The sequence below is a fragment of the Streptomyces sp. GSL17-111 genome (genome assembly GCF_037911585.1).
Classification (GTDB): Bacteria; Actinomycetota; Actinomycetes; order Streptomycetales; family Streptomycetaceae; genus Streptomyces.
In genome coordinates, this window is record NZ_JBAJNS010000001.1 from 5,589,387 (window position 1) to 5,613,826 (window position 24,440).

General features: G+C 72.9%; 22 protein-coding genes and 1 riboswitch. Of the genes, 19 read left to right on the forward strand and 3 right to left on the reverse strand.

Annotated features, from left to right (window positions below):
• Positions 1 to 3: 3 nt before the first annotated feature.
• The 8 genes from V6D49_RS24860 to V6D49_RS24895 all read left to right on the forward strand — a co-directional run bounded on the left by V6D49_RS24860 (position 4) and on the right by V6D49_RS24895 (position 9,986).
• A complete protein-coding gene (locus V6D49_RS24860) occupies positions 4 to 1,233 on the forward strand; it encodes a cation:proton antiporter (RefSeq protein ID WP_340563137.1) in 1,230 nt (409 codons plus the stop codon).
• 140 nt (positions 1,234 to 1,373) lie between these two features.
• Complete coding sequence (locus V6D49_RS24865) at positions 1,374 to 2,816, forward strand: GuaB1 family IMP dehydrogenase-related protein (protein ID WP_340563139.1); 1,443 nt, start codon at positions 1,374 to 1,376, stop codon at positions 2,814 to 2,816.
• Between the two features lie 361 nt (positions 2,817 to 3,177).
• A complete protein-coding gene (locus tag V6D49_RS24870) occupies positions 3,178 to 4,605 on the forward strand; it encodes an amino acid permease (protein ID WP_340564301.1) in 1,428 nt (475 codons plus the stop codon).
• Positions 4,606 to 4,615: 10 nt separating this feature from the next.
• Positions 4,616 to 5,071, forward strand: a complete 456-nt coding sequence (locus V6D49_RS24875) for an Lrp/AsnC family transcriptional regulator (RefSeq protein WP_191209002.1) — start codon at positions 4,616 to 4,618, stop codon at positions 5,069 to 5,071.
• A 265-nt stretch (positions 5,072 to 5,336) separates the two neighbouring features.
• Positions 5,337 to 6,161, forward strand: coding sequence for a carbon-nitrogen hydrolase family protein (locus tag V6D49_RS24880; RefSeq protein WP_340563142.1), 825 nt, complete (start codon positions 5,337 to 5,339; stop codon positions 6,159 to 6,161).
• The gene (locus V6D49_RS24885) at positions 6,158 to 7,876 is read left to right on the forward strand and encodes a flavin monoamine oxidase family protein (protein ID WP_340563143.1); all 1,719 of its coding nucleotides are present in this window, start codon (positions 6,158 to 6,160) and stop codon (positions 7,874 to 7,876) included. The genes V6D49_RS24880 and V6D49_RS24885 overlap by 4 nt, the downstream gene beginning before the upstream one ends.
• Before the next feature lie 115 nt (positions 7,877 to 7,991).
• Positions 7,992 to 9,392, forward strand: coding sequence for a uracil-xanthine permease family protein (locus tag V6D49_RS24890; RefSeq protein ID WP_340563144.1), 1,401 nt, complete (start codon positions 7,992 to 7,994; stop codon positions 9,390 to 9,392).
• A gap of 147 nt (positions 9,393 to 9,539) precedes the next feature.
• The gene (locus V6D49_RS24895) at positions 9,540 to 9,986 is read left to right on the forward strand and encodes an ASCH domain-containing protein (RefSeq protein ID WP_340564302.1); all 447 of its coding nucleotides are present in this window, start codon (positions 9,540 to 9,542) and stop codon (positions 9,984 to 9,986) included.
• Here the strand turns inward: V6D49_RS24895 and V6D49_RS24900 are convergent.
• Together V6D49_RS24900 and V6D49_RS24905 are read right to left on the reverse strand one after the other, a co-directional pair.
• A complete protein-coding gene (locus V6D49_RS24900) occupies positions 9,871 to 11,136 on the reverse strand; it encodes an MFS transporter (RefSeq protein ID WP_340563147.1) in 1,266 nt (421 codons plus the stop codon). The genes V6D49_RS24895 and V6D49_RS24900 overlap by 116 nt on opposite strands.
• Positions 11,137 to 11,242: 106 nt before the next feature.
• Positions 11,243 to 13,585 carry a chitinase C-terminal domain-containing protein gene (locus V6D49_RS24905; RefSeq protein WP_340563149.1) on the reverse strand — a complete coding sequence of 781 codons (2,343 nt, stop codon included), beginning with the start codon at positions 13,583 to 13,585 and terminating at the stop codon, positions 11,243 to 11,245.
• 280 nt (positions 13,586 to 13,865) lie between these two features.
• A riboswitch (FMN riboswitch) is annotated at positions 13,866 to 13,996 on the forward strand.
• Positions 13,997 to 14,178: 182 nt separating this feature from the next.
• Here V6D49_RS24905 and ribD point away from each other — a divergent pair.
• The 11 genes from ribD (at position 14,179) to V6D49_RS24960 (ending at position 22,330) form a co-directional block, all read left to right on the forward strand.
• Positions 14,179 to 15,327 carry a bifunctional diaminohydroxyphosphoribosylaminopyrimidine deaminase/5-amino-6-(5-phosphoribosylamino)uracil reductase RibD gene (gene ribD, locus V6D49_RS24910; RefSeq protein WP_340564304.1) on the forward strand — a complete coding sequence of 383 codons (1,149 nt, stop codon included), beginning with the start codon at positions 14,179 to 14,181 and terminating at the stop codon, positions 15,325 to 15,327.
• Entirely contained in the window at positions 15,328 to 15,948 is a 621-nt protein-coding gene (locus V6D49_RS24915) for a riboflavin synthase (protein ID WP_340563151.1), read from the forward strand. It begins immediately after the preceding gene.
• Positions 15,945 to 16,625 carry a nicotinamide mononucleotide transporter family protein gene (locus V6D49_RS24920; RefSeq protein ID WP_445330597.1) on the forward strand — a complete coding sequence of 227 codons (681 nt, stop codon included), beginning with the start codon at positions 15,945 to 15,947 and terminating at the stop codon, positions 16,623 to 16,625. Before V6D49_RS24915 ends, V6D49_RS24920 begins: the two co-directional genes overlap by 4 nt.
• Complete coding sequence (locus tag V6D49_RS24925; protein ID WP_340563153.1) at positions 16,622 to 17,950, forward strand: bifunctional 3,4-dihydroxy-2-butanone-4-phosphate synthase/GTP cyclohydrolase II; 1,329 nt, start codon at positions 16,622 to 16,624, stop codon at positions 17,948 to 17,950. Before V6D49_RS24920 ends, V6D49_RS24925 begins: the two co-directional genes overlap by 4 nt.
• 94 nt (positions 17,951 to 18,044) lie before the next feature.
• Positions 18,045 to 18,530 carry a 6,7-dimethyl-8-ribityllumazine synthase gene (gene ribH, locus V6D49_RS24930; RefSeq protein ID WP_340563155.1) on the forward strand — a complete coding sequence of 162 codons (486 nt, stop codon included), beginning with the start codon at positions 18,045 to 18,047 and terminating at the stop codon, positions 18,528 to 18,530.
• 154 nt (positions 18,531 to 18,684) lie between these two features.
• Positions 18,685 to 19,290 carry a hypothetical protein gene (locus V6D49_RS24935; RefSeq protein WP_340563158.1) on the forward strand — a complete coding sequence of 202 codons (606 nt, stop codon included), beginning with the start codon at positions 18,685 to 18,687 and terminating at the stop codon, positions 19,288 to 19,290.
• Between the two features lie 66 nt (positions 19,291 to 19,356).
• Positions 19,357 to 19,863 carry a SigE family RNA polymerase sigma factor gene (locus tag V6D49_RS24940; RefSeq protein ID WP_340563160.1) on the forward strand — a complete coding sequence of 169 codons (507 nt, stop codon included), beginning with the start codon at positions 19,357 to 19,359 and terminating at the stop codon, positions 19,861 to 19,863.
• Positions 19,860 to 20,564 carry a hypothetical protein gene (locus tag V6D49_RS24945; RefSeq protein ID WP_340563163.1) on the forward strand — a complete coding sequence of 235 codons (705 nt, stop codon included), beginning with the start codon at positions 19,860 to 19,862 and terminating at the stop codon, positions 20,562 to 20,564. Before V6D49_RS24940 ends, V6D49_RS24945 begins: the two co-directional genes overlap by 4 nt.
• A gap of 85 nt (positions 20,565 to 20,649) precedes the next feature.
• A complete protein-coding gene (locus V6D49_RS24950; RefSeq protein ID WP_340563164.1) occupies positions 20,650 to 20,922 on the forward strand; it encodes a phosphoribosyl-ATP diphosphatase in 273 nt (90 codons plus the stop codon).
• A gap of 51 nt (positions 20,923 to 20,973) precedes the next feature.
• On the forward strand, positions 20,974 to 21,822 hold the full coding sequence (hisG, locus tag V6D49_RS24955) for an ATP phosphoribosyltransferase (RefSeq protein ID WP_340563166.1): 849 nt from the start codon (positions 20,974 to 20,976) through the stop codon (positions 21,820 to 21,822).
• Between the two features lie 43 nt (positions 21,823 to 21,865).
• Positions 21,866 to 22,330: a PH domain-containing protein gene (locus V6D49_RS24960; RefSeq protein ID WP_340563167.1), complete on the forward strand. Its 465-nt coding sequence runs from the start codon at positions 21,866 to 21,868 to the stop codon at positions 22,328 to 22,330.
• 9 nt (positions 22,331 to 22,339) lie between these two features.
• Here V6D49_RS24960 and V6D49_RS24965 read toward each other — a convergent pair whose 3' ends face one another.
• Entirely contained in the window at positions 22,340 to 24,259 is a 1,920-nt protein-coding gene (locus V6D49_RS24965; RefSeq protein ID WP_340564310.1) for an AAA family ATPase, read from the reverse strand.
• Between the last annotated feature and the right edge of the window lie 181 nt (positions 24,260 to 24,440).

A 24,440-nucleotide genomic window follows, 5' to 3' on the forward strand; every position in this document is an offset into this window, starting at 1 on the left:
CGCGTGCACCACACCACCGTCCTGCTCATCGAGCTGGGTGCCGTCATCCTCGCTCTGGGGCTGCTGGCGCGCTTCGCCGGGCGGATCGGCATGTCCCCGATCCCGCTCTACCTGCTCGTCGGGCTCGCCTTCGGCCAGGGCGGTCTGCTCCCGCTCAGCACCAGTGAGGAGTTCATCGAGGTCGGCGCCGAGATCGGCGTCATCCTCCTGCTGCTCATGCTGGGGCTGGAGTACACGGCCTCGGAGCTCGTCACCAGCCTGCGCACCCAGTACCCGACCGGGATCGTCGACCTCGTCCTGAACGCCACCCCGGGCGCGGTCGCCGGGTGGGCGCTGGGCTGGGGACCGGTGGGCATCATCGCCCTGGCGGGGATCACCTGGATCTCCTCCTCGGGCGTCATCGCCAAGGTCCTCGCCGACCTCGGCCGGCTGGGCAACCGCGAGACGCCGGTGGTCCTCGGCGTGCTGGTGATGGAGGACCTGGCGATGGCGGTGTACCTGCCGCTGCTGACGGCCCTCCTGGCCGGCCTGAGCCTGGCCGGGGCGAGCCTGTCCCTGACGATCGCCCTCGGCACCGCCGGTCTCGTCCTCTTCCTCGCGCTGCGGCACGGCCGCCTCATCAGCCGCGCCGTGTCCTCGGAGAACCCGGAGATGCTGCTCCTGGTCGTCCTCGGGCTGACGCTGCTCGTCGCCGGGGTCGCCCAGCGGCTCCAGGTCTCGGCGGCGGTCGGCGCGTTCCTGGTGGGCATCGCGATCTCCGGTGAAGTGGCGCACAGCGCGCGGTCGCTCCTGACGCCGCTGCGCGACCTCTTCGCGGCCGTCTTCTTCGTCTTCTTCGGCCTCTCCACCGTCCCGGCGAACATCCCGCCCGTCCTGCTGCCCGCGCTGGCGCTGGCGGCGGTGTCCGTCGCGACGAAGATCCTCACCGGGTGGTACGCGGCCCGGCGGGCGGGGATCGGCACGAAGGGTCGGCTCAGAGCCGGGGGCGCGCTGGTGGCCCGGGGGGAGTTCTCCATCGTCATCGCCGGGCTCGCGGCGGGGGCGCAGCCGGGGCTGCGCCCGGTGGCGACGGCCTACGTCCTGATCCTCGTCATCGCCGGGCCGCTCACCGCCCGCTGGACGGAGCCGGTGGTCCGCAGACTGCGGGGGCTGCGACGCGGCGGCCCCGCCACCGGTTCCCCTCCGCCGCCGGCCCGGGGCGGCGGCACCGAGGTGGGGGCCGGGCGTTCGTAGCTTCCGCCAGGCGCGGGCCGCGCGGTGTGGCGGATCATCCGGGGGTCCGCCCGGAAGGCGCCGTGGGAGAATGAAGTACGTGCGTTTTCCTCGGCCGACGCGGCCCGAGGCCCTCCTCCGATCGACTGGGTGTACAGCACGTGCGATTCCTCAACGACCAGCGGCCCCCGTACGACCTGACGTATGACGACGTCTTCATGGTCCCGAGCCGCTCGGCGGTCGGCTCCCGGCAGGGTGTGGACCTCTCCAGCCCCGACGGCAGTGGGACGACCGTCCCCCTCGTCGTCGCCAACATGACGGCCATCGCGGGGCGCCGGATGGCCGAGACGGTCGCCCGGCGCGGCGGCCTCGTCGTCATCCCGCAGGACATCCCCCTGGACGTCGTGACCGAGGTGATCTCCTGGGTCAAGCAGCGTCACCTCGTCCTCGACACCCCCATCGTGCTCGCGCCCAACGCGACGGTGGCCGACGCGCTCTCGCTGCTGCCCAAGCGGGCGCACGGCGCGGGCGTCGTCGTCGACGCCGAGGGGCGCCCCGTCGGCGTCGTCACCGAGGCGGACCTCGCCGGGGTGGACCGGTTCACCCAGCTCAGCCAGGTCATGACCCGTGACCTGCTGCTCCTGGACGCCGGCCTCGACCCGCGCGACGCGTTCAACCGCCTGGACGCGGCGCACCGCCGACTCGCCCCCGCCGTGGACGCGGACGGCCGGCTGGTCGGCGTCCTCAGCCGCAAGGGCGCCCTGCGCGCCACCCTCTACACGCCCGCCACCGACGAGCAGGGGCGGCTGCGCGTCGCCGCGGCCGTAGGCATCAACGGGGACGTGGCGGGGCGCGCCCAGGCCCTGCTCGACGCGGGCGTGGACACGCTCGTGGTGGACACCGCCCACGGTCACCAGGAGGGGATGCTGGAGGCGCTGCGCGCGGTCCGCGCGCTCGGCCCCCGGGTCCCGGTGGTGGCGGGCAACGTCGTCGCGGCGGAGGGCGTCCGCGACCTCGTCGAGGCCGGAGCGGACATCGTCAAGGTCGGCGTCGGTCCGGGCGCGATGTGCACGACCCGCATGATGACGGGCGTGGGACGTCCGCAGTTCTCGGCCGTGCTGGAGTGCGCCGCGGAGGCGCGCAGGCTGGGCAAGCACGTGTGGGCCGACGGTGGCGTCCGGCACCCGCGTGACGTGGCCATGGCCCTGGCGGCCGGGGCCTCGAACGTCATGATCGGCTCCTGGTTCGCCGGGACGTACGAGTCCCCGGGCGACCTCCAGCAGGCCGCCGACGGTCGGCTGTACAAGGAGTCCTTCGGCATGGCCTCCGCGCGGGCGGTCCGCAACCGCACGGCGGAGGAGTCCGCGTACGACCGGGCGCGCAAGGGCCTCTTCGAGGAGGGCATCTCGCACTCGCGCATGTTCCTCGACCCCGCGCGGCCGGGCGTGGAGGACCTGATCGACTCGATCATCGCGGGCGTGCGGTCGTCCTGCACCTACGCGGGCGCGGACTCCCTGGCGGAGTTCGCCGAGCGGGCGGTCGTCGGCGTCCAGAGTGCCGCGGGGTACGCCGAGGGCAAGCCCCTGCACGCCAGCTGGAGTTGATCCCGGGCCCGTACCTCGGGGCCGTGAGCGGAGGCCGCTCACGGCCCCGAGGCGTTCCTTTACCACAATAATCCGCACAGGGGAAGTAAACGAACGTACGAGGTAGGGTGTTTCCGCGCAACGAATCGGCACGGGTGCGCAAGGATCACGCATTACGTGCCGACATGTCCCGGTCCTAGAGTCGGGCGCTGTACGAGGAGTGGCGGAGACCGCCTGCTCGACGGTCTCGGTCGCTGTGTGACGCGCTCCCACCGGGTGCGGGCCTGAGCCGTGCCGGTCTCCCGCCGCGAACCCGCATCACATGGCAAGGAGCCCACCCGTGCTGGACCGAAACGCAGCGTCCTCCGCACCGCCGACCGGGATGTCCCGGTTCATGCGGCGCAAGCCCGTGGAACGACTGGTCGCCGAGACCGGCCACGGGAGTGGCGGAGAGCTGCGCCGCACGCTGACCATGTGGCAGCTCACCATGATCAGCATCGGTGCCACGCTCGGCACGGGCATCTTCGTCGTGCTCGGCGAGGCCGTCCCCGAGGCCGGGCCCGCCGTGACGATCTCCTTCGTCATCGCGGGCCTGACGGCCCTGTTCTCCGCGCTCTCGTACGCCGAACTGGCGGGCACGATCCCCGCCTCCGGCTCCTCGTACTCCTACTCCTACGCCACCATGGGCGAGCTGGTGGCCTGGGTCTGCGGACTGTGCCTGATCCTGGAGTACGGGGTCTCCGTGGCGGCCGTCGCCGTCGGCTGGGGCCAGTACCTCAACGAACTGCTCGACGGCACGATCGGCGTCACCATTCCGGCCGCGCTGTCGAACCCGCCCGGCGACGGCGGCTACTTCAACCTCCCCGCCCTCCTCGTCGTGGTCCTGGCCATGGCGTTCCTCATGGGCGGCGCCCGGGAGAGCGCCCGGGTCAACTCGATCATGGTGGTCGTGAAGATCGGCGCGCTCCTGCTCTTCTGCGCCGTCGCCTTCACCGGCATCCGTGCCGGCAACTACGAGCCCTTCATGCCGCTCGGCATGGCCGGTGTCAGCGCCGCCGGCGCCTCCCTGTTCTTCTCCTACATCGGCTTCGACGCCGCCTCCACCGCCGGTGAGGAGGCGAAGAACCCGCAGCGCGACCTGCCCCGCGCGATCATGCTGTCCCTGCTCATCGTCACCGCCCTGTACGTGATGGTCGCCGCCGTCGCCGTGGGCGCCGTCCCGTGGGAGAGCTTCGAGGGCTCCGAGGCCGCGCTCGCCGGCGTCCTCAGCGACGTCACCGGCCAGGAGTTCTGGGCCACGATCCTCGCCGCGGGGGCCGTCGTCGCCATCGCCAGCGTCGTCCTCGCCGTCCTCTACGGTCAGACCCGCATCCTCTTCGCCATGTCCCGGGACGGCCTGGTGCCCCGGGTCTTCTCCAAGGTGCACCCCCGCACCGGCACGCCGCGCGCCAACACCTTCCTGGTCTCCGCCTTCTGCGGTGTCCTGGCCGCCGCGATCCCGCTCGGGGAGCTGGCCAACGCGACGAGCATCGGCACGCTGTTCGCCTTCGGTCTGGTCAACGTCGCCGTCATCGTGCTGCGCCGCACCCGCCCCGACATGCCGCGCGGCTTCCGGGTCCCGTTCTCGCCGCTCGTCCCGCTGCTGGGCCTCTGCTTCTGTCTGTACAACATGCTGAACCTGCCCGCCATCACCTGGCTGGTCTTCGGTCTCTGGATGGCCGCCGGCCTCGTGTTCTACTTCCTCTACGGGCAGCGCCGCTCCACCCTGGCGAACGAGCCCGCCACGCCTCCCGTGCCGAGTGAGAAGTGACCCGACCCCCGTGCGACTGAACGAACTCGACGAACGCATCGTCCACGCCCTCGCCGAGGACGCCCGCCGCTCCTACGCCGACATCGGCGCGGAGGTCGGGCTCTCCGCCCCGGCCGTGAAGCGGCGGGTGGACCGGCTCCGCGCGGACGGCGCCATCACCGGCTTCACCGTGCGGGTGGACCCGGCCGCGCTCGGCTGGGAGACGGAGGGGTTCATCGAGATGTACTGCCGGCACAACACCTCACCCGAGGACATCCGGCGGGGCCTGTCGCGCTACCCGGAGGTGGCGTCCGCGTCCACGGTCACCGGCGACGCGGACGCCGTCGTCCAGGTCTTCGCCTCCGACATGCGCCACTTCGAGCGCGTGCTGGAGCGCATCGCGGGAGAGCACTTCGTGGAGCGCACCAAGTCCGTGCTGGTGCTCTCCCCGCTCCTGCGCCGCTACTCGGCCGGCTCCCCTACCTGAGGCGGCCGGGGGTCGGGGGCCGGACCCGGTCCCCGGCCGCCCCGCCGGATGCCGGGGGCGTACGTGGAAGCGGGTCCGCCGCCACGGGACCACGCACGCCTCGCCTTCGGATCAACGGTGTACGCAACGGATCGCCGTGGACAACCGTGAACGCGCAACGAAATCGCCGTGGATGCGCAAGGAAGCCGCCTTGTTCGCTCCGTCCGCGCGCACGTACCGTCGAAGCGATCCCCTGCAAGGTCCCGTCGCACGTCCGTGAGGTCCCATGGCGTCCCTGCGCATCGCGCTGTACCAAGGCCCCGGCGGCATCCCCGCCCCCGGTGAGAGCCTGGCCGCGTTCGCCCGGGCGGCCGGGCGCGCGGCGGCGGCCGGGGCCCGTCTGCTGGTCACCCCCGAGCTGTCCCTGACCGGCTACGCCCTCGGGGACGCCGTCGCCGCCGCGGCCGAACCCGCCGACGGTCCCTCCGCCGAGGCGGTCGGGAAGATCGCCGCCGAGCACGGGCTGGCCGTCCACTACGGCTACCCCGAGCGCGACGGCGACGCCGTCTACAACGCGGTGCGTCTGGTCGCCCCCGACGGCACCCCGCTGGCCGGCTACCGCAAGACGCACCTGTTCGGCGCCTACGAGAAGGCGTGCTTCCGGCCCGGACCGGTTGCGGACGCCGTCGTCCAGGCCGAGATCGACGGCGTCCGCATCGGACTGCTGACCTGCTACGACGTCGAGTTCCCGGAGCCCGTGCGGGCGCACGCCCTGGCCGGGAGCGAGCTGCTGCTCGTCCCCACCGCCCTGATGCGCCCCTACGAGATCGTGCCGCGGTCCGTGGTGCCCGTGCGGGCCTGGGAGAACCAGATCTACATCGCCTACGCCAACCGCCACGGCGTCGAGGGCGACTTCACCTTCGCCGGGATGAGCTGCCTCGCCGCCCCCGACGGAACCGTCCGCGCCCGTGCCGGGAGTGGCGAGGACCTGATCGTGGCGGACGTCGACACCGCCTTCCTGGCGGCCTCCCGCGCCGAGAACACCTACCTCGCCGATCGCCGCCCCGAGCTGTACACGTCCCTGTCCCCGCAAGGAGAACCGCGCCGATGACCTCCACCGTGCCCGCCGCCGTCCACGACGAGCAGCACGCCGAGGCCCAGTCCACGCCGCCCATCACCATGTTCGGCCCGGACTTCCCCTTCGCCTACGACGACTACCTGGCCGGACCGGCCGGGCTGGGACAGGTCCCGGCCACCGAGCACGGCACCGAGGTCGCCGTCGTCGGCGGCGGTCTGTCCGGCATCGTCACCGCCTACGAGCTGATGAAGATGGGCCTCAAGCCCGTCGTCTACGAGGCCGACCAGATCGGCGGGCGGCTGCGCACCAGCGACTTCGCGGGCTCCGACGACGGCACCGGCACGCCGCTCAACGCCGAGATGGGCGCCATGCGCTTCCCGCCGTCCTCGACGGCGTTCCAGCACTACGTCGACCTCGTCGGGCTTCAGACCAAGCCGTTCCCCAACCCGCTCGCCCCCGACACCCCCTCGACCGTCGTGGACCTCAAGGGGGAGAGCCACTACGCCCGCACCGTGGACGATCTGCCCGAGGTCTACCACCAGGTCATGAACGCCTGGAACGCCTGTCTGGAGGAGGGCGCCGACTTCTCCGACATGCAGCGCGCCATCCGGGAGCGCGACGTGCCGCGCATCCGGGAGATCTGGGCGCGGCTCGTGGAGAAGCTGGACAACCAGACGTTCTACGGCTTCCTGTGCGACTCGGAGGCGTTCGGCTCCTTCCGGCACCGGGAGATCTTCGGCCAGGTCGGCTTCGGTACCGGCGGCTGGGACACCGACTTCCCGAACTCCATCCTGGAGATCCTCCGCGTCGTCTACACCGGGGCCGACGACGACCACCGGGGCATCGTCGGCGGCAGCCAGCAGCTGCCCCTGCGACTGTGGGAGCGCGAGCCGGACAAGCTGGTGCACTGGCCGAAGGGCACCTCGCTCGCCTCGCTGCACGGCGGTGAGCCCCGGCCCGCCGTCACGCGGCTGTACCGCACCGCCGGCAACCGCATCACCGTCACCGACGCGCACGGCGACATCCGCACCTACAAGGCGGCCGTGTTCACCGCCCAGTCGTGGATGATGCTGTCGAAGATCGACTGTGACGACGCCCTGCTGCCCATCGACCACTGGACGGCCGTCGAGCGCACGCACTACATGGAGTCGTCCAAGCTGTTCGTCCCCGTCGACCGGCCGTTCTGGCTGGACACCGACGAGCAGACGGGCCGGGACGTGATGAGCATGACGCTCACCGACCGCATGACCCGGGGCACCTACCTGCTGGACAACGGACCGGACCGGCCCGCCGTCATCTGCCTGTCCTACACCTGGTGCGACGACAGCCTGAAGTGGCTCCCGCTCGACGCGAACGAGCGCATGGAGGTGATGCTCAAGTCGCTGCGCGAGATCTACCCGAAGGTCGACATCCGCAAGCACATCACCGGCAGCCCGATCACCGTCTCCTGGGAGAACGAGCCCTACTTCATGGGCGCGTTCAAGGCCAACCTGCCGGGCCACTACCGCTACCAGCGGCGGCTGTTCACCCACTTCATGCAGGACCGCCTGCCCGCCGACAAGCGGGGCCTCTTCCTCGCCGGGGACGACATCTCCTGGACGGCCGGCTGGGCCGAGGGCGCGGTGCAGACCGCCCTCAACGCGGTCTGGGGCGTCATGCACCAGCTCGGCGGTGCCACCGACCCGACCAACCCCGGGCCGGGCGACGTCTACGACGCGATCGCCCCGGTGGAGCTGCCGGAGGACTGAGCGGTCGCCCCGCGCCCCGGAGCACCGGCCGGTGGGCGGACCCCGTCGCGGCTCCGCCCACCGGCGGGTACTACCCTTGGCTCGTTTTGTTCGGTCGGTGGGTGGAGCACGCGCGATGCGCCTCGGAGTGGGTTGGAAACTGCACGGAGACGGGCGCAGCCCGGCACCGGGCGCCGTCGTACGGCCGGACGAGCGGCTGTCGTGGTGGCGAACCCTGGGGCTCGGCGCCCAGCACGTCGTGGCCATGTTCGGGGCGACGTTCGTCGCCCCCGTCCTCATGGGCCTGGACCCGAACCTCGCCGTCATGGTCTCGGGTGTGGCGACGATCTTCTTCCTGCTGGTCACCCGGGGCGCGGTCCCGAGCTACCTGGGCAGCAGCCTGTCGTTCGTCGGCGTGGCGGCGATCATCGCCGCCGAGGGCGGCACTCCCGCCACGCTGACCGGCGCGCTGCTGGTCGTCGGCGTGGTGCTGCTCGCCGCCGGGCTCGTCGTCCGGGCCCTGGGCGCGCGGGTCGTGCACGCCGTCCTGCCCCCGGTCGTGACCGGTGCCGTGGTGATGCTGATCGGTTTCAACCTCGCCCCCGTCGCGGCCGGGACGTACTGGCCGCAGGACCAGTGGACGGCCCTGGCCACCCTGCTGTTCACCGGGTTCGCCCTGGTCGCCCTGCGGGGCTTCTGGAGCCGCGTCGCCATCTTCCTCGGACTCGTCTTCGGGTACGTCCTGTCCTGGGGGCTGGACCGCGTTCTCGGCCGCATCACCTCACCGACCGGCTCCGGCGAGATCACCGCGCACTGGCGACTGGACCTCTCCGCCGTGGGCCAGGCCGACTGGATCGGCCTGCCGACGCTGCACGCGCCGGGCTTCGAGCTCTCGGCCGTGCTCGTGGCGCTGCCCGTCGTCGTCGCGCTCATCGCGGAGAACGCCGGGCACGTCAAGGCCGTGGGGGAGATGACCGGCGACCCGCTGGACGACCGCATGGGCACCGCCATCGCCGCCGATGGCGCGGCCACCGTGCTGTCCACCTCGGTGGGCGGCCCGGCCACCACGACGTACGCCGAGAACATCGGCGTCATGGCCGCCTCGCGCGTCTACTCCACGGCCGCCTACTGGGCGGCGGCGGGCTTCGCGATCCTCTTCGGCTTCTGCCCCAAGTTCGGCGCCGTCGTCGCGGCCATCCCCGGCGGGGTCCTCGGGGGCATCACGGTCATCCTCTACGGAATGATCGGCCTGCTCGGGGCGAAGATATGGATCGAGAACGGTGTCGACCTCGGCAACCCCGTCAACCTCGTCCCGGTCGCGGCCGGCGTCATCGTGGGCATCGGGAACGTCACGCTGGAGTTCACCGATGCCTTCTCCCTCAGCGGCATCGCCCTCGGCACGCTGATCGTCCTCATCGGCTACCACGCCCTGCGTCGACTCGCCCCGCCCCATATGCGCGAGGGCGAAGCCCTCTTCGACGCGACGGCCCCCGGCGCCGCCGACACTCCGGGCGCGGGTCCCGTCACCCGCGCCTGACGCGCGGGTCGGTGAGCGGCATGGCGGTGGACGTCCAGGATCCGTGCGGGACGATCGGTGCCGTGGCAGGGTGCCGCAACGGGAGGTGGAACCGTGTGGCCACGGATGAACGGCATGCGGGCGCTGGAGCTCGGCACGACCGGTGAGATGCGGGAGCGGCTCAACGCTCTTGTCCTGGCCGGGAGAAAGACAGCCACCACCGGGCTGTTGGCTGAGTACGTCGAGGAGACGGAGGGCCTGGAGTTCGAGGGGGAGCGCCTGGCGCTTGCCGGGAACGAGGGAGACCGCGTCGCCACGGTCGAGATCACCGGCGTCGAGCTGGTTTCCTTCGGCGGTGTCACGTGGGAACACGCCGCCGCCGAAGGAGAGGGTGACCGATCGCTGGAGGAGTGGCGGACCGGACACCGGCGCTTCTGGGAAGGCATCGGCACTCCGGTGGATGAGGACACGCCGCTGGTGTGCCTGCGGTTCCGGCTCGTCAGTCGCGCGCGGGAGTGGTGTCCGCCGGGGCGGGGACGGGGGCGGTCTTCGGGGTGGTGGAGGCTGAGCGGAGGACGCCCGCGCCGAGGACCAGGCCGAACGCCAGCAGCGTGACCAGGCCGAACGAGACGGTCAGGGAGCTGACCTCCGCGACGGAGCCGATCGCGGAGGGCGCGATCAGGCCCGAGGTGTAGGTGATCGTCGCCACTCCGGCGATGGACTGGCTCGGGGCGGTGCCGCTGCGGGCCGCGGCGGCGAAGGCCAGCGGCACGACGACGGCGATGCCGAGCCCGAGCAGCGCGAAGCCGCCCATGGCCGCCACCGGTCCGGGGGCGGTGACGACCAGGGCGCCGCCGAGCGTGGCCAGTACGCCGCCCACGCGCACGGTGCGCACCGGGCCGAAGCGCTCCACCACCGCGTCCCCGGCGAACCGCGCCACGGCCATCGTGCAGGCGAACGCCGTCGTGGACGCGGCGGCGACGCCCGCGGAGGTGCCGAGCACGTCCCGCAGGTAGACGGCGGACCAGTCCAGGCTGGCCGCCTCGGCGAAGACGGCGCAGAAGCCGACGGCGCCGATGACGAGCGCGGAGCGCGGCGGCAGGGTGAAGCGCGGCGGCGGGTGCTCGTCCGGGGCGCTGCGGACGTCCAGCACGCCCTGGCAGGCCAGCGTGCCGAGCACCGTGAGCACGACGGCCGCCAGGCCGAGGTGCACCCGGGCGTCCGTGCCGGCGGTGGCCGCCAGGGTGCCCGCCGCCGAGCCGAGCAGGGCGCCCGCGCTCCACATGCCGTGCAGGCCGGACATGACCGACCGGCCAAGGCGCCGCTCGACCTCCACGCCGAGCGCGTTCATGGCCACGTCCGACATGCCGGCCGTCGCGCCGTAGCAGAAGAGCGCGGCGCACAGCGTGAGGAGGCCGGGGGAGAGGGCCGGGAGGACGAGGGAGGCCGTCCACAGGGCCAGTAGGCCGCGCAGCGCGTTCCGGGCCCCGAAACGGTGGCTGATCCGCCCGGCCAGGGGCATCGCGACCGACGCCCCGATCGCGGGGAAGGCGAGGGCGAGGCCGAGCTGGCCGGCGGTGAGGCCCGCGTGGTCCTGGATCCACGGCACGCGCGTGGCGAAGCTGCCGGTCACCGCGCCGTGCACGGCGAAGACGGCGGCCACGGCCCAGCGCGCCCGGCGCAGCCGGTCATCCTTGACGCCGTCGCCTCGCGGGCCGACATTCCCGGGCTCGTTCACCGGGTCCGCTCCGTTCACTCCAGCCATGGGCGACAGCCTTCCGGACGGAGCGGCCGCACGTCGAACCCATGGCGCGGTCCGGTGGCGCGCGACCCTACGTCACGCGGCACCGGACCGCTGTCAGGAAGGGGTGTCAGCAGGTGCCCAGGTCCTCCCAGACGCCCCACTGGCCGGTGGTGCCGGGCTCGTCGCCCTGCGTCCACCACTTGGCCCGCCAGGTGTGGCCGTCGTGCGAGACGGTGTCGCCGCCGCCGTAGACGTCGCCGGACGCCCACGCCGGAGCGGTGCACTCCCCGCCACCGCCGCCGTTGTCGCCGCCACCGTCACCGCCGCCGTCGCCACCGCCCGTGCCGCCGCCCGGGTTTCCGGGCGTGGTGCCGCGGGCCAGGTCGCCGGGGATGGCGTAGTCGGTGCCGTCGACGGTGACCGTCCAGTTGGACGGCGTCGACACGGGCAGGTAGTAGACGAAGTCGACCGTCACGGTCGCCCCCGGCGCCACGGACTGCCAGCCCGGCAGCTTGAGCGAGACACGGTGGTACTCGCCGTCGAGGCCGCCCACGTTGCCGTTCCGGGTGTGGTCGCTGCTCACGATGGACGTGCCGAAGCCGGACTGGTCCTTGGCGTTGCCGGGCGCGGAGGTCGCGTAGTCGAACTGGAACTCCGTGCCGCCCGGCAGGGTGACGTCGGAGTTGTTCGTGATCCGCATCTTGGGGCTGATCGGGTAGTTGGAGTCACCGAGCGGGAAGTCCGTGAAGGCGACGTCCACGTCGATCGTCTCCGTCGGCATGTCCGTGGTGGCGCGCTCGGCGCCGTACGGGGTGGCCGACTTGAAGGCGTCGTACATGATCGTGGTGAGCGTGTCGCCGGTCTCGTACTGGCCCTTGGCGTCGTTCCAGTCGTAGTCGCCGGCCAGCTCCCACATCATGGTGCCGCCGATGCCCTGGTCCACGACGTACTGCGCCTTGGCCCGCACGGACTCCTCGTCCTCGGTGGCGAGGAAGACCCGCTTCTGCTCGTTCCACAGCCAGGGGGACTCCATCGTGTCGCTGTACTTGCGCGCGTAGGAGCCCGTCAGGCTGAAGTCGGCGGGGAAGCCGTACTGGGTGACGTAGTCGCCGACGATGCCCTCTTCGAGGTTCTTGGCGTGCCACATCGGGTTGGAGCCGGCGGGCGACTCGACGCCCTCGGTGTCCAGGTCGTGCCACAGGTTGTCGATGCCCGAGGCGCCGTCACCGCACTTGGTGAGCCCGGAGCCGGCCGGGCAGTCCGAGCTGGGCGCCTTGCCCCACAGCCCGTCGGTGCCGCCGGTGACGTTCTTCCAGCCCCGTGTGTAGTAGGGCAGACCGATGTTGATGCGCCCCGCGGGCATGGACCCGCGGAAGTAGTGGTACGCCCAGTCGGTGTTGAGGTACCCGATGCCGCCGTACTGACCGGTGGTGTAGACACCGGCCGCCGCCAGCTCCGCGTCCTTGCCGTCGTCGTACAGGGCGGCGTTCGGGCCCACGTACTCGTTCCAGGCGCCGTGCAGGTCGTAGGACATGATGTTGACGTAGTCCAGGTACTTCGCCGTCTGGTACGTCTCCATGCCGCGCAGCAGGTAGCCGGAGGAGGGCGCGGCCACGGTGAGGAGGTAGTGCTTGCCGTCCGCCGCGCCGGCCCGGTCGAGTTCCTCGCGCAGCGTCTTCATCAGGGCCGCGTACCCGGCGTTGAGCCCGGCGCGGCGCGGGTTGGCGATCGACCAGTCCAGCGGGTTGCCGGCGTCCTTCATCGACGTGGCGTACTCGTAGTCGATGTCCACGCCGTTGAAGCCGTACTCGCGGATGAAGGAGACCGCGGACTCGGCGAAGGTGTCGATGCCCGCCTGGTTGACGGAGCCGTCGGCGTTGGTGGCCATCGAGTAGAAGCCGCCGGAGTCGACGCGTTCGCCGTCGGGGCCGAAGTAGCCGCCGGTCTCGGCCCAGCCGCCCACCGACACCAGCGTCTTGACCTGCGGGTGCTGCTTCTTGAACTTGTTGAGCTGGTTGAAGTGTCCCTGGTAGGGGAAGTCGGGGTCCATCTCGGCGCCGTCGACGTCCGGCCAGGTCATGCCCGTCGCGGGGTTCTCCGGGCCGTCGGGGCCCACCGACAGCTCGTTGTTCCCGTCGACGTGCGCGAAGGCGTAGTTGAGGTGGGTGACCTTGTCCCACGGGATGTCGTCGGCGAGGTAGGCGTCGCGGCCGTTCTCGCCGGTGCGCCAGCTGGTGAAGTAGCCGATGACGCGCCGCTGGTGGTCGGCGCCCATCTTCTCGCGTCCGGCGCTGTCGTAGACGGTGCAGTAGGGGACGTCCACACCCGGCGTGGTGTAGAGGCCGTCCGGTCGGCAGGAATCCTGGTCCTCGGCCTGAGCGGGGGTCGCGGAGAGTGTCCCGAACAACAGCCCGGCGACCGCCGTGGCGGCGGCCGCGAGTGTCGCTCTCGCGCGGGTTCTGGGCAACACGGTGTGTCCTCCTGGTGAGGGCAGGCGGATGGGAGGCGGGGGGTGGGTGGTGCCTGGCCCGGGGCGTGCGCACACCCCGGACCGCTCCTCGGAGGTGCCGCAAACGTAAGAGGACTAGACCAGTGCGTCAATAGGTCTGTACCAATCAGTGAAATCTGCGCCGCGCCGGGCCCGTTGGGGCGAGTGAGGCCCGTCCGCGCGCCGCTGTGAGTCACTCCACAGCGGGCGACGAGTCTGCCGCGAGGCGATGCGTGGCAGACTGGACGCGTACACGTGACGTCAGCGCACTCCGGGGTCGGTGCAATTCCGAACCGGCGGTTACAGTCCGCGACCCGTCCGCCGCCAGCGGCCGGTTGACCAGGTGAAATTCCTGGACCGACGGTGAAAGTCCGGATGGGAGGCAGTGCGCGGCGGGCAGAGGTGCAGCGGGTCGCCGCGTCGTACCCGCCCCCGTGAAGGGGGTGGCGTGCGGGTGTCGGGCATCCGCCGCACCGGTCGTCCGTCCGTTTCTCCCACGCCCCGGAGTCCGCGCCCGCAGAGGCAGGAGAGACCCGGTGGCCACCGCAGCAGCCGCGCGCCGCGAGCGCGACGCGATGCACCGCGCGATCGACCTCTCCCGCCGTGGGCTCGGTGCCACCAGCCCGAACCCCGTCGTCGGCTGCGTCGTCCTGGACGCCGCCGGGCGCACCGTCGGGGAGGGCTGGCACAAGCGGGCCGGCGGCCCGCACGCCGAGGTCCACGCCCTGGCCGAGGCGGGCGACGACGCGCGCGGTGGCACCGCCGTGGTCACCCTGGAACCGTGCGACCACACCGGCCGCACGGGCCCGTGCGCCCAGGCGCTCCTGCGCGCCGGCGTCGCCCGCGTCGTCTACGCGGTCGCCGACCCGAACCCCGTGGCAAGCGGCGGCGGCGCCACACTGACCGCCGCCGGTGTCGAGGTCAGCGGCGGGCTGCTGGCCGACGCCGCCGCGGACGTCAACACCGCCTGGCTCACCTCTGTGCGCCTCGGCCGCCCCCTCGTGCACTGGAAGTACGCCGCCACGCTCGACGGCCGCATCGCCGCCGCCGACGGCACCAGCCGCTGGATCACCTCCGCCGAGGCGCGGGCCGACGTGCACCGGCTGCGCGCCGAGTCCGACGCCGTGCTCGTCGGCTCCGGCACGGCCGCCACCGACGACCCCCACCTCGCGGTGCGCGGCGTCCCCGGCGCCGTCCAGCCGCTGCGCGTCGTCGTGGACACCGAGGCACGCGCCGTGCGCCCCGGCGCCCGCGTGCTCGACGCCGCCGCCCCCACACTCGTCGCCGTCGCCCCGGACGCCGACGCGACCGCGCTGGATCCGCACACCGAGATCCTGCGGCTGCCGCGCGCCCGGGACGGCCGGGGGCTGGACCCGGCCGCCCTCCTGGCGGCCCTGCACGCCCGTGACGTCCGCTCCGTCCTGCTGGAGGGCGGCGCCACCCTGGCCGGCGCCTTCGTCGCCGCCGGCCTCCTCGACCGGGTGACCGGCTACCTCGCTCCCGCGCTGCTCGGCGCGGGCCCGCAGGCGCTGTCCGACGCGGGAATCACGACGATCGCGCGGGCGCTGAGGCTGACGGTGACCGACACCGCCCGGCTCGGTCCCGACCTGCGCGTGACCGCCGCCGTCACCCGGACGGAGCAGTCCGCCGCCCCCGCCGCACCCGTCACCACCACCGAGGCCCCACCCGCCACCGCCACCGCACGCCGCACCGAGGAGCGCTGAGTGTTCACCGGAATCGTCGAAGAACTGGGCGAGGTCACCGCCATCGAGCACCTGGGCGACTCCTCCCGGCTCACCCTGCGCGGACCGCTCGTCACCAAGGACGCCGCCCACGGGGACTCGATCGCCGTCAACGGCGTGTGCCTGACCGTGGTCACCGTCGTCGACGGCGAGTTCACCGCCGACGTCATGGCCGAGACCCTGCGGCGCTCCGGCCTCGGAGCACTGGACGTCGGCTCCCGGGTCAACCTGGAGCGGCCGATGGCCCTGGGCGGCCGACTCGGCGGCCACCTCGTCCAGGGCCACGTCGACGGCACCGGCACCATCGCCGCCCGCACCCCCGGCGAGCACTGGGAACTCGTGCGCGTCACCCTGCCGGCACCGCTCGCGCGCTACGTCGTGGACAAGGGCTCGATCACGGTGGACGGCGTCAGCCTCACCGTCGTCGAGGCCGGGGCCGACTGGTTCACCATCAGCCTCATCCCCACCACGCTCGACCTCACCACGCTCGGGCTCAAGCAGCCCGGCGAGCCGGTGAACCTGGAGGTCGACGTCCTGGCCAAGTACGTCGAGCGGCTGCTGGCCGCCGGCGGGGGCCCGGCCGGGGCGGGGGAGCCGCGGTGAGCCTCACCGGTGTGCTCGGCGCCCTCGACGACACGGCCTTCACCGTCCTCGGCCAGGACGTCATCTGGTCCGACATGACCGGCAACGTCCTCGGGCTGACCGCCCTCGCCCTCGGCTGGCGGCGCTCCGTGTGGAGCTGGCCCGTGCAGGTGCTCTCCGGCGTCGTGCTCGTCGCGGCCTACCTCTCGGCCTCCCTGGCCGGGGGCGTCGGCAAGCAGATGCTGGTCGTCGTGGTGGGCCTGTGGGGGTGGCAGCAGTGGCGGGACGGCCGACGGGAGGCGGCGGACGGTCACATCGCCGTCCGCTTCGCCACGGGCCGCGAGCGCCTGCTGCTCCTCGCCGGAACGGCGCTGGGCACCGCCGCCGTCGGCGCGCTGTTCTCGGCCGTGCCCGAACTGTCCTGGAACCCCTGGCCGGACGCCTACATCTTCGTCGGCACCCTCGCCGCCATGGTCGCCCAGGCACGCGGACTGGTCGAGTTCTGGTTCGCCTGGCTGCTGGTCGACATCGTCGGCGTGCCGCTCGCCTTCGCCAGCGGCCTCGCCTTCTCCGGCTTCGTCTACCTCGTCTATCTCGTCCTGGTCCTGTGGGGACTGCGCGCCTGGTGGCTGCGTTCCCGCGACCAGACCGCGTCGGCCGCCCGGGCGGCGCGGGCAACGGAAGGAGTGGCCGTATGACCGCAACGCGGAGCTGGTACGACGCGGCGGGCCCCGGGGCCCTCGTCGACGACCTCACGCTCGACCCGGTCGAGAGGGCCGTCGCCGACCTCGCGGCGGGCCGTCCGGTCGTCGTGGTCGACGACGAGGACCGGGAGAACGAGGGCGACCTCGTCGTCGCCGCCGAGAAGGTCACCCCCGAGCTCGTCGCCTTCATGATGAACGAGTGCCGCGGCCTGATCTGCGTGCCCATGGAGGAACCGGAGCTGGACCGCCTCGACCTGCCGCAGATGGTCACGCGCAACACCGAGTCCATGAGCACGGCCTTCACCGTCTCCGTCGACGCCGCCCCCCGGCACGGCGTCACCACCGGGATCAGCGCCGCCGACCGGGCCACCACGATCCGGCTGCTCGCCGACCCGGCCGCCGACGCGGACGACTTCGTCCGTCCCGGCCACGTCTTCCCTCTGCGCGCCCGCTCCGGCGGCGTCCTCACCCGCCCCGGTCACACCGAGGCCGGGGTCGACCTCGCCCGGCTCGCCGGACTGCGCCCCGCCGCCGCCATCGTCGAGATCGCCGGTGAGGACGGCACGATGCTGCGGCTGCCCGAGCTGGTGCCGTTCGCCCGCAAGCACTCCCTGTCGATCATCTCCATCGAGGCGCTGATCGCCTACCGCCGGTCCCTCGCCGACGCCGCCCCGCCCGCCGGGACGCTGCCGGCCGTCACGCGGGAGGCCGTGACCCGGCTGCCCACCGCGCACGGCGCGTTCCGCGCGCACGGCTACCGCTCCACGCTCGACGGCGTCGAGCACATCGCCCTCGTCGCCGGAGAGCTGGGCGACGGCGAGGACGTCCTGGTGCGCATGCACTCCGAGTGCCTGACCGGCGACATCTTCGGCTCCCAGCGGTGCGACTGCGGACCGCAGCTGGACGCGTCCCTGCGCCGGGTGCAGGAGGAGGGCCGGGGGGTGGTCGTCTACCTGCGCGGCCACGAGGGCCGGGGCATCGGTCTGCTCTCCAAGCTGCGGGCCTACGAACTCCAGGAACGCGGCCGCGACACCCTCGACGCCAACCTCGAACTGGGGCTGCCCGCCGACGCCCGGGACTACGCCGCCGGGGCCCGGATGCTGGCCGACCTCGGTGTCCGCTCGGTGCGGCTGCTCACCAACAACCCGGCCAAGAGCGAGGCCCTCACCCGGCACGGGGTCGCCGTCACCGGGCGCGAACCCATGCCCGTCCAGGCCGGCGAGCACAACATCCGCTACCTGCGCACCAAGCGCGACCGCATGGGCCACGACCTGCCGTGGCTCGACGAGGCGGCCATCTCCGCCTGCGGCACCCAGTAGCCCGGGGCCCACCCCCGGCACCACCGACACCGTCGATCCCATCCCTGATGAAGACCACCGGTTCCGCGCGAACCGAACAACCGAGGAGCACCACGTGAGCGGCAAGGGCGCACCCCAGCTGACCGTCAAGAACTGCGAGGACCTGCGTGTGGCCGTCGTGGCCGCGCAGTGGCACGAGCAGGTCATGGGCGGTCTCGTCGAGGGCGCCCTGCGCGCCCTGCGCGAGCTGGGCATCGACGAGCCGACGCTGCTGCGGGTGCCGGGCAGCTTCGAACTCCCCGTCGTCGCCAAGGTGCTGGCCTCCCGCGGCTACGACGCCGTCGTGGCGCTCGGCGTGGTCGTCCGCGGTGGCACCCCGCACTTCGACTACGTCTGCCAGGGCGTGACGCTGGGCCTCACCCAGGTCTCCGTGGAGACCGGCGTCCCCATCGGCTTCGGCGTGCTGACCTGCGACACCGAGGAGCAGGCCCTGGACCGCGCGGGGCTGCCCGGCTCCCGGGAGGACAAGGGCCACGAGGCCGTCACCGCCGCCGTCGCGACCGCCGCGACGCTGCGCACGGTCTCCGAGCCCTGGCGCTGAGGCGGTCCGTGAGGAAGAAAAGTGCGCCGAACGTGCGGGCGGTGACATAGATCCGCGCACCCGGTGCCGTCTGAAGGGGTGACCACGGCACACCGTGCGGCCGTAGCCGGTGACGAACAGCGGCCGGCCGCCCACCCCTTCGAGGAGTCCTCACGTGACCCGCACCCGACACCGCGCCGCCCTCGCGGCCGTCTCCGCCCTCCTGCTCGCCGGCACCGCGACGGGGGCGGCCACCGCGGCCGCCCCCGCCACCGGGGAGGCGCGCCCCGCCCCGGCCGCCGCGAGCGGCGACGTCTCCGTCCTCGGCGGCCTGGAGGTCAAGGTCGTCCAGCCCTACGAGCCGGTGGAGATCTCCGACAGCTGGCACATGGGCCTGCTCCCGCAGGGCCGGCAGAACCACGTCGTCACCCAGCCCGAGCGGTACGCGGCGGACATCGAGACCGCCAAGGGTCACGTCGGTGACGACATCCGGCCCGACAGCATGAGCCTCGGCGTGCAGTCCGAGTACGGCGAGGTCCGCCTGATCACCGGCGCCTGGCGGCTGGCCGAGACCCCCCGCGAGATCCGGGTGACCTTCGAGGGCGACACGTTCTCCTACCTCGCCCAGATCGTGCGGCTGCCGGACCAGCCCGGCTGGGGCACGTACTACTTCGACGCCGAGGGCTGGGGGCTGTCCGAGACGGCCTTCACCGTCGAGGGCGTCGACGCCGACGGAGAGGTCTTCGACGTCGTGGAGCACCGGCCCTGGCCGCAGGGCTGACGGTTCCTCCCGCCGACCGGGCGCTGGGGGGCGCCCGGCCGGCCCGCGACGACCCATGGGACACGAGTGAAGAAGACCGCGGAGGACGATTTCCGCAGGTTCGTCCACAGCCGCTGGCCACGTCTGCTGCGGACCGCCTACCTGCTCACCGGGCACCACCAGGACGCCGAGGACCTGGTCCAGGCCGCGCTGGCACGGGCCTACACCCGCTGGGAGAAGGTGTGCGGCGCCCGCGACCAGGACGCCTACGTGTGGCGCATCCTGATCAACACCAACGCCGACCGGCTCCGCCGCCGCCGGATCGGCGAGTGGCTCACCCACTGGCTGCCCGAGCGGCCCGCGTCCGACCGCGCGGACCAGGTGGTCGAGCGCAGCGTCCTGCTGGACGCCCTGCGCGCCCTGCCCGCCCGGCAGCGTGCCACTGTCGTCCTGCGCTACCTGGAGGACCGCAGTGAGGCGGAGGTCGCCGCGCTCCTGGGCACCGGCGTGGGCACCGTCCGTAGCCAGACGGCCCGGGCGCTGCGCAGGCTGCGTGCCGAACTGCCCCGACTGACAGCGAGCGAACGCGTATGACGAACCATCCGACGCACGAGGAGTCCACGGCACGCGAGCTGGCCGCCGCACTGCGCCGCGAGGCGCACGAGGCGCCGACCGGGCCGGCCCCGGTGGAGGCCGTCGTCCGTGCGGGCCGCGCCCGGCGGGCCCGCCGCCGGGCCGCGGCCGGCGCCGCGGTGCTCGCCGTCCTGGCGGTGCCCGCGCTGCTGTCCGCCTGGCCCGTCTCCCCGTCCCCGGCCCGGCCGGCCCCGGCCGCCTCCGCTCCGTCCCCGCCCGCCCCCGTCCCCCGGCTGCACACCGTGACCCCCTACGAGCCGGTCCCCGTCGCCGGGGATCTGCGCCTGGCACTCCTCCCGGAGGGCCGGCAGAACTACGTGCTGACGAGCCCCGAATCCTTCGCCGCGTCCCTGGAGTCGTCCCGCTCGGATCGGATGGGCACGAGTATCCGCCCGCGCAGCATCAGCGGGGGCCACGCCTCCTCGGCGGCCGACGGCATCCAGCGGGCGCACGGCGCCTGGCGGCTGCCGGAGCCGCCGGACCGGATCGAGCTGACGGCGGGCGGCCGCACCGTCGAGGCCGACCTGTACACCCTCCCCGGGGAGCCGGGCTGGGGCGTGTACGTCGTCGACACCCGCTCCCTGCCCCGCTTCACCTCCTACACCGTCATCGCCTACGACGCCAAGGGCCTACCCTTCGACACCCTGGAGGCCGGGGCCTGACGTCCGCCCGAGCACCGGCGCGGACATCCAGAACCCGGACACGGTGCGACCGCGTACCGGCGCACCCCGTAGGGTGAGCACCACCATGGCGAACAAGACATTCGACGAGCTCTTCGCCGAGCTGCAGCACAAGGCCGCCACCGGCGACCCCTCCACCTCCCGCACCGCCGAGCTGGTCTCCTCCGGGGTCCACGCCATCGGCAAGAAGGTCGTCGAAGAGGCGGCCGAGGTGTGGATGGCCGCCGAGCACGAGGGCGCCGAGCGCACCGCCGAGGAGATCTCGCAGCTCCTCTACCACCTCCAGGTGATGATGGTCGCGCGCGGCATCACGCTCGACGACGTATACGCTCACCTCTGAACCGCACCGGTCCCCTCCGTTTCCCCCTCACGAGTGAAGGAATCCCGCACCATGCTGCGCATCGCCGTCCCCAACAAGGGTTCACTGTCCGAGCCTGCGTCGGCGATGCTCCATGAGGCGGGATACCGCCAGCGCAAGGACCGCCGCGAACTCGTCCTCGTCGACTCGGCCAACGACGTGGAGTTCTTCTTCCTCCGTCCCCGCGACATCGCCGTCTATGTCGGCTCCGGGAAGCTCGACATCGGCATCACCGGGCGGGACCTCCTGCTGGACTCGGGCGCGGAGGCCGAGGAGATCCTCCAACTCGGCTTCGCCGGCTCCACGTTCCGCTACGCCACCCTGCCGGGCACGGCGAAGGACGTCACCGAGTTCGGCGGCATGACGGTCGCCACGTCCTTCCCCGGCCTGGTCACCCAGCACCTGGCCGAACACGGGGTCGACGCCTCCGTGGTCCGGCTCGACGGTGCGGTGGAGACGGCCATCAAGCTCGGGGTCGCGCAGGTCATCGCCGACGTCGTGGAGACGGGCACCACGCTGCGCAACGCGGGTCTGGAGATCATCAGCGACCCCATCCTGCTCTCCGAGGCCGTCGTCGTCCGGGGCCGGGGGACCGCGACCGACGACCCCAAGGTGCAGCAGTTCCTGCGCCGCATGCAGGGCGTCCTGGTGGCCCGCAAGTACGTGATGATGGACTACGACATCCGCGCCGAGCACGTGGAGAAGGCCGTCGAGCTGACCCCGGGGCTGGAGTCGCCCACCGTCTCCCCGCTGCACGACAAGGGCTGGGTGGCCGTGCGCTCCATGGTCCCCGCGCGGGAGGCCCAGCGGATCATGGACGACCTGTACGACCTCGGCGCCCGCGCCATCCTCACCACGAACATCCACGCCTGCCGCGTGTAGGCACCGCCCACGGCTCGCACCACCTTCGAGGGAGAACCCGCCCGTGCCCCCCGCCGACGGACCCGGCCTGCCGGTGACCTTCCGACCCCGCCGCAGCCGCGCCGTCCTGCTCGCGGTCGGCGTCGCGATGCTCGTCACCCTGACGGTCATCGCGCTCATCCTGGACCGGCTGGCGGCGGGGGAGCGCGCCAGCTTCATCGCCACCGGGCTGCTCGCCCTCGCGGTGATGTGGCTGCTGGCACGCCCGCACGTCACGGCGGACGCCGACGGGGTCACCGTCGTCAACCTCACCCGCAGCAGGCGGCTGGAGTGGGCGGAGATCATCGCCGTCAACCTGCGCTCCGGCGACCCGTGGGTCTACCTCGACCTCGCCGACGGCACGAGCCTGCCGGCCATGGGCATCCAGCCCGGCGTCGCACGCGCCCAGGCGGTGCGGGACGCGGCCGCGCTGCGGTCGCTCGCCGAGCGGTACGGCACCGGACGGGCGGGTGAGCCGGACGCCGGGTGAACCGGCCCGTCAGTCGGGCGGCGGCTCGGATCGCGGACCGACGGGCCCCCGGCCCGAGAGCACCTCGCCGTAGGCCTGCATGAGGTCGGGCAGCCGCAGCGTCGCCAGGTCCTCGCGCGACGGGGTGCCCGGCCAGGACGTCAGCCGCAGATCCCGGTAGGCGCAGCTCTTCTCGTACAGGGTGCGCAGGAACCGGCCGTTGCCGAGCTCGTCGATCCAGCCCTGGTCCACCACGTGGCCGCTGATGCTGCGCAGCTCCTCCAGGGCCTCCTCGTCCCACCGGTCGCCGTTCGACGCCGCCAGCACCTCGCCGATCGCCGTCAGCTCCGCCGGGCGGTAGCTCGGGAAGTCGATGCGGGTGGTGAAGCGGGAGCCGAGCCCGGGATTGACGGCGAGCAGCCGGTCCATCCCCTCGGGGTAGCCGGCGAGGATGACGACCAGCCGGTCCCGGTTGTCCTCCGCGCGCTTGAGGAGCACCTGCAGGGCCTCGTCACCGTAGGCGTCGCCCTTGGCGTACCCGGAGTTGGACAGGCTGTAGGCCTCGTCGACGAAGAGGACCCCGCCGAGCGCACTGTCGATCAGCTCGTTCGCCTTCACGGCCGTCTGGCCGAGGAACTCCCCGACCAGGTCCGACCGTTGGGCCTCCACCAGGTGGTCCCCGCCCAGCAGCCCCAGGGCGTAGAACACCCGCCCGAGTATCCGGGCCACGGTCGTCTTGCCCGTTCCCGACGGGCCGGAGAAGACGAAGTGCCGCTTCGGGGGCTGCACCGGCAGCCCCTGACGGGACCGCAACCGGGCCATGTGCAGCTGCGCCGACAGCGCCCGGACCTGGCGTTTGACGGGCTCCAGCCCGACCATGCCCGCCAGTTCCTCCAGCGCCTGGGCCAGCAGGTCCGGGTCGGCCGGCCCCCGGGGCCAGCGCTCGCCCGCCCCCCGGCCCGTCCGCCGCGCGCCGCCGTCCCGCACCGTGCCGACGCCCACCGGGGCGCCCGGCGCCGTGTCCCACAGCTCCTCCGGCACGGCGCCCTGGGCCTCGCCGCCGTCCGGGCCGCCCGTCTCGGGCCCCGCCTCGCGGGCGCCGCCGGCGTCCGGCGCGCCGCCGCCGCTCGCCGTCCGCAGCGGAGCGGCCCAGGAGGAGGTGAGCGCGTCGGCCGTGCCGTCCGACTCGGCGATGGCGGTGAGCCGGGCGGCGGTGTCCATGAAGGCCGGGTCGACCCGGTGCACGGCGCGGTACAGCGGCAGGGCCGCCGCGCTGCGGCCGGTGCCCTCCCGGGCCCGTGCCAGCCAGTACCGCAGTTCCTTGCGCTGCGGCTGCTCGCTGCGGCACCGCATCAGGGCGGCGGCCAGGAGCGGTTCGGCCTGCCCGTACATCTCCAGCCGCACCCGGGCCATGCCCGCGAACAGGCCGGATTCGATCCCCAGCAGGGGATCGTCGACCAGCGGCTCGGTGTGGACCACCAGGCCCTCCCAGTCCTTGGCGAGGTAGGCGCGGCAGGCGTGCAGGAAGCGCACGTGCGGATCGGAGTCCGGCGGCGGGCATCCGGCCAGCGCGCGGTCGAGCTCGGCCAGGTGCCGGCCGTCCAGCCAGTGCGAGGCGTGCGCGAGCAGCAGGTCACGGCCGCTCTCCAGTACCGGCTGGACCCACCAGCCCAGCCAGTACCAGGAGTTGAGTTTGCGCCCGTGCCGGGAGCGCTGCTCCCCGAAGCGGTCGCGGTACTCGAACATCCGCAGCAGGGCCGTGGTGGTGTCGACACGGAGGGCGTGCAGCCCCAGCCAGGCGTCGGCCATGCCCACGTCGAGGCGCACGGCCGCGCGGAACTCCTCCTCGGCCTGCGGGTAGTTGCCCACGGTGTAGGAGTCCACGCCGCGCAGCCAGGCCAGGTCGGCCGGTGCGCGCGGCTCTCCTGAGTCCCGCGTGCCGAAGTCCATCCCGTCCCCCAGGGCCGATCCCGTCGGGTGCCGCCGGGCCTCACCCTGCCCGGCCAACTGCCTTATCACGGACGGCGGTTGAAGCTCGCTGAAGAATCATGGTCGGGGATCGCCCGGCGCCTCGCAACGTCTCGCATCGTACCCGTGCCGCACGCTGCGTCGAAGGCCGCGGTACGGACGG

Excerpts from the sequence above, each read along its gene's own strand:
- V6D49_RS24870 (WP_340564301.1), top strand. The coding sequence starts at position 3,178 with ATGTCCCGGTTCATGCGGCGCAAGCCCGTGGAACGACTGGTCGCCGAG.
- V6D49_RS24880 (WP_340563142.1), top strand. The coding sequence starts at position 5,337 with ATGGCGTCCCTGCGCATCGCGCTGTACCAAGGCCCCGGCGGCATCCCC.
- V6D49_RS24885 (WP_340563143.1), top strand. The coding sequence starts at position 6,158 with ATGACCTCCACCGTGCCCGCCGCCGTCCACGACGAGCAGCACGCCGAG.
- V6D49_RS24890 (WP_340563144.1), top strand. The coding sequence starts at position 7,992 with ATGCGCCTCGGAGTGGGTTGGAAACTGCACGGAGACGGGCGCAGCCCG.
- V6D49_RS24895 (WP_340564302.1), top strand. The coding sequence starts at position 9,540 with ATGCGGGAGCGGCTCAACGCTCTTGTCCTGGCCGGGAGAAAGACAGCC.
- V6D49_RS24900 (WP_340563147.1), bottom strand. The coding sequence starts at position 11,136 with ATGGCTGGAGTGAACGGAGCGGACCCGGTGAACGAGCCCGGGAATGTC.
- ribD (WP_340564304.1), top strand. The coding sequence starts at position 14,179 with ATGCACCGCGCGATCGACCTCTCCCGCCGTGGGCTCGGTGCCACCAGC.
- V6D49_RS24925 (WP_340563153.1), top strand. The coding sequence starts at position 16,622 with ATGACCGCAACGCGGAGCTGGTACGACGCGGCGGGCCCCGGGGCCCTC.
- V6D49_RS24945 (WP_340563163.1), top strand. The coding sequence starts at position 19,860 with ATGACGAACCATCCGACGCACGAGGAGTCCACGGCACGCGAGCTGGCC.
- V6D49_RS24950 (WP_340563164.1), top strand. The coding sequence starts at position 20,650 with ATGGCGAACAAGACATTCGACGAGCTCTTCGCCGAGCTGCAGCACAAG.
- hisG (WP_340563166.1), top strand. The coding sequence starts at position 20,974 with ATGCTGCGCATCGCCGTCCCCAACAAGGGTTCACTGTCCGAGCCTGCG.
- V6D49_RS24965 (WP_340564310.1), bottom strand. The coding sequence starts at position 24,259 with ATGGACTTCGGCACGCGGGACTCAGGAGAGCCGCGCGCACCGGCCGAC.